The sequence below is a fragment of the Rudaea sp. genome (genome assembly GCF_036560865.1).
GTDB lineage: Bacteria > Pseudomonadota > Gammaproteobacteria > Xanthomonadales > Rhodanobacteraceae > Rudaea.
In genome coordinates this window covers 1-4218 of sequence record NZ_DATBQK010000129.1, presented here as the reverse complement: position 1 = coordinate 4218, position 4218 = coordinate 1, and the positions used below count along the sequence as shown (strand labels likewise).

The 4218-nt window shown below is 62.0% G+C and carries 3 protein-coding genes; 1 reads left to right on the top strand and 2 read right to left on the bottom strand.

Features of this window, described 5'->3' with window-relative positions; all coding sequences use genetic code 11:
• On the top strand, positions 1-1797 hold a 1797-nt coding region (locus tag VIE67_RS12620; RefSeq protein WP_332026755.1), incomplete at its 5' end, for a glycoside hydrolase family 31 protein.
• A gap of 13 nt (positions 1798-1810) precedes the next feature.
• Here the strand turns inward: VIE67_RS12620 and VIE67_RS12615 are convergent.
• Both VIE67_RS12615 and VIE67_RS12610 read right to left on the bottom strand, forming a co-directional pair.
• Entirely contained in the window at positions 1811-3481 is a 1671-nt protein-coding gene (locus VIE67_RS12615) for an alpha-amylase family glycosyl hydrolase (protein WP_332026753.1), read from the bottom strand.
• A 26-nt stretch (positions 3482-3507) separates the two neighbouring features.
• Positions 3508-4218: MFS transporter (locus tag VIE67_RS12610; protein WP_332026751.1), on the bottom strand; the 711-nt coding region annotated here is incomplete at its 5' end.

The window sequence follows — 4218 nt, the reverse complement described above, 5'->3', positions numbered from 1 at the left end:
ACCGATCCGGCGCGCTACACCTTCGGCAGTGCGGGTGGCGAATTGAATTACTACGTGTTCGGTGGCGGCGCCGAGCGCAGCCCGGCCAATGTCTTGCGCGACTACACCGCGCTGACCGGGCGCGGCGCGTTGCCGCCTCTGTGGGCGCTGGGCTATCAGCAGTCGCGCTATTCGTACACGCCGCAGGCCAAGGTTGAGGAGATTGCGCGCACGTTCCGCGAGAAGAAGATTCCGGCCGACGTGATCTATCTGGATATCGACTACATGGACGGCTACCGGATTTTCACCTGGTCGCCGAAAACCTTTCCCGAACCGGAAAAAATGCTCGCGCAATTGCATGGCGAAGGTTTCCACACCGTGACGATCGTCGATCCGGGGGTGAAGGTCGATGCGAACTATCCGGTGTATCGCAGTGGACAGGAGCAGGGCGTGTTCACCCTCGATGCCCAAGGCAAGGAGCTGCATGCGAACGTCTGGCCGGGCGTCTGCGCGTTTCCGGATTTCACCGATCCGAAAGCTCGTGCCTGGTGGGGGGCGCTGTATGCGAAATCGTTGAACGAAGGTGTCGACGGTTTCTGGAACGACATGAACGAGCCGGCGACCTTTGCGCCCGTGGACTCGACCGATCCGCAGATTCCGCACAGTCCGCTCAAGACGTTCGCGCTCGACGTGCAGCACAACGGCGACGGCCAGCCCGGTACGCATGCGCGCTATCACAATGTCTACGGCATGCAGATGGCGCGCGCGACATTCGAGGGGTTGCAGAAATTGCGGCCGCAGCGGCGCCCGCTGGTGCTCACGCGCGCAGGCTACGCGGGCGTGCAACGCTACGCGGCGGTGTGGACCGGCGACAACGCGACCAGCTGGGAACATCTGGCGTTGACGATTCCGATGCTGACCAACCTGTCGATTTCCGGGGTGCCGTTTGTCGGCGCCGATATCGGCGGCTTCACTGGCACGCCGTCGGCGGAATTGTATACACGCTGGCTGCAGGCGGCCGCGCTGACCCCGTTTTTCCGCACCCACTCGGCGATCGACACGGCAACGCGCGAGCCGTGGACCTGGGGCGGCGACTACGAGCGCATCAATCGCGCGACGATCGAATTGCGCTACCGTTTGCTGCCGTATATTTATTCACTATTCGCACAGAACGAGACGGCGGGAATGCCGCCGCTGCGCCCGCTCTGGTTCGAATATCCGCACGACGTGAAAACCAGCCTGATCGAGGATGAATTCCTGGTTGGCAAGGACCTGCTCGTCGCGCCGGTCGTGCATGAAAGCGCGAGCGTACGCGAGGTCTATTTTCCCGCGGGCGATGTCTGGGTCGATTGGTGGGACGGCACGCGCCATGCGGGCGGCACCAACGCAAAAGTCCAGGCGCCGCTCGATCGCCTGCCGTTGTTCCTGCGCGCCGGCGCAAGCCTTGCGACACAACCGGTGGTACAGAACACCGGCGAGATGAAGAACGTGCCGCTGACGATCGTGGTCGCTCTCGGCGCGAACGGCGCAAGCAGCCTCTATCAGGACGCCGGTGACGGCTACGCCTATCGCACAGGCGATTCGCGCACGACCCAGATCGAACTGTCGGCGGACAAATTACGTCTGCATATTCCGAAGTCCGACCACTTCCAGCGCATTCGCTTTGTCGAATTCCTCGGTGTCGATGCAAAGCCGGCATCGATCACCCTTGATGGCAAGGCGTTGCGCGAGATCGCATTCGATGCGCAGAGCAGGCGCGTGCGCGTGCGCGTGGCCTTGCCGGATGAAAACGCGCGCGAGCTGGTCATCACGCGCTAGATGAAGAGGGCGGTCAGCGTCCTTTGTTTGCCATCAACTGTGCCAGCCGCGCGCGCATGTCTGCACGTGTGAGCGGCTGATCGTAAAAGTATACTTGCACGCCGTGCGCGGGAACCTTCGCGCTCAGATGGTCGGCGACGGCAATCGTCTGTCCACTGAAGCTATCGCGCCATCGTCCGGATTGCAGATAGTCGCGCACGTCGAAGGTCTGTTCGCCATCGCCCTTGTTCAGCAGCACGAGCGCGGTCTGCGCCGTGCCCGCGTTTTCGTAGACGCGATAGAACACCGCGCTGTCGCCTTGAAGGCTGACATCGAGTTGCAGGCCGCGCTGCAGGGCGATCGAACCTTTGCGCAGATTCGCGATGCGCTTGAGCTGGGCATAGATCGGGCTGCGTGACGCGGCATCGACGCGTCGCTGGCCATAGTAATTGCGATTGCCCGCATGCTCCGGGCGGCCGCGCATAAAGCCGGTTTCCGAACCGTAGTAAATCACCGGGATCCCACGCGCGGTAAACAGGAAATTGTGCGCGTCGATAAAACCTTGATCGGTCGCGTTCAAACGCGCCATATCGTGATTGTCGTAAAACGTGATCAGTTCATAGGGGTTGCGATAGGGGCCATTTTCGAGAAACAGCCGCGGTGCGATCTGCGCGTAATCGCTGTGGGGGTGTTCGAACACTTCGGCGATTTTCTGCTTGAGTGGGAAATCCAGCACGGTGATCGCGCCGCCCTCGGCGCGCGTGTAGGGTGCGATCTTGTTCGCGTCGTAGTCGAAGTTTTCGCCGAACATGAAAAACCCCGGATGTTTCTCGCGGATGCGGGCGCTGAATTTTTTCCAGTAAGACACTGGAGTCAGGCCGATCGCGTCGATACGGAACGCCGCGGCGCCCTGATCGATCCATTGCTCGTAGGCGGCGACGAAGTAGTCAAGCGCGGCCGGGTTGTTCTCGTCGATATTCGACAGCTGCGCGAGGATCGGTTTGGTCTTGTAGAACGCATGCAACGGGTTGTGCGCCGGATCGAGTTTTTCCGGAGGCAGATTCTGCTGGTCGGCGACCAGCTTGCCGGCGCCATCGTAGATCTTGCCGAACTGCGGTTGCATCACCGGCATCGTCCACGCGGGCGAGCCATGGTTGGCGACGATATCGAGCACGGTCTGCAGACCCTTGTCGCGCATCTTGTGCGTGAACGCGGCGAAGTCGAGGCCGGCGCTCGGCAAATGTTCGTCGAGCTTGAAGAAGTTGTCACTCCAGTAGCCGTGATAACCGGTCTTGCCGCGATCGGTCAGGCCGCTGCCCCAGGTCACCGGATCGCCGCCGGTAAAGGCTTCGTCGGGGTTGTCGGTGATCGGCGTGATCCAGACCGCGCCGAAGCCCATGCCGCGGATGTAGTCGGCGTTGTCGAGCACGCCTTTGAAGTCGCCGCCGAGATAGCCGATGTTGGCGGTCTCGCCAATCGGCCCGGCAATCGGGACGTCGAACGTGCGATGCGCGCCGCCTTGGCCGCGGTAATCGTTGCTCTTGTCGCCATCGACGAAGCGGTCGGTGACGACGAAATAGATCGCCTCGCTCGCGAACGGTTCGAGCGTGCCGTAAAACACGTCTTCGCCGGCGGGCGCTGCGGGCTTGGGCGCGGCGCAGGCAGTAAGAGCAAGGGCAATGCCCAGCGTAATCAGTTTGCGCATATCGCTCCCCGTTGGCCTCGGCCGCATCATGTCCGCTGCGGCGCCAGATGGGTTACCGGTTCTCTCACACTCAGCGTGCACAGACCCGCGACGATGAGGCTGACACCACCGATCAGCAGCGCGTTGATCGGCGCATTGCCGAAAAAGGTCTTGAGCAGGAAACCGAGCACGCTGGCGGCGAGCAGCTGCGGAATCACGATGAAGAAATTGAAGATGCCCATGTACACGCCCATCTTCTTGGCCGGCACGCAGTCCGATAGCAGGGCGTAGGGCAGGGACAGGATCGAGGCCCAGGCGAAACCGACGCCGACCATCGACAGCAGCAGCCAGTGCGGATTGCGGATCGCGAGGAACGAGATCAGCCCAACGCCGCCGAGCATGAGATTGACCAGATGCGAAATGCGCAGGCCGAAGCGGCGCGTCATCGGAGGAATGACGATCGCGGCGAGCGCGGCAAACGCGTTGTAGGCGGCGAACAGCACGCCGACCCAGTTGGCGCCGTCGTTGTAGGCCGCGCTCGATGTATCCTTTGTCGCAAAGTGCACTTCGGTCACCGCGCTAGTGGTGTAGATCCACATCGCGAACAGCGCGAACCACGAGAAGAACTGCACGATCGCGAGCTGGCGCATCGTCGCCGGCATGCCATTGAGGTCGGTCACGATTTCGGTGAACAGGTTCTGCGCCGTGCTGAAACTGACCGCGAGCTGGATCAAACCGTACGCCAGCATGCCGCCGGC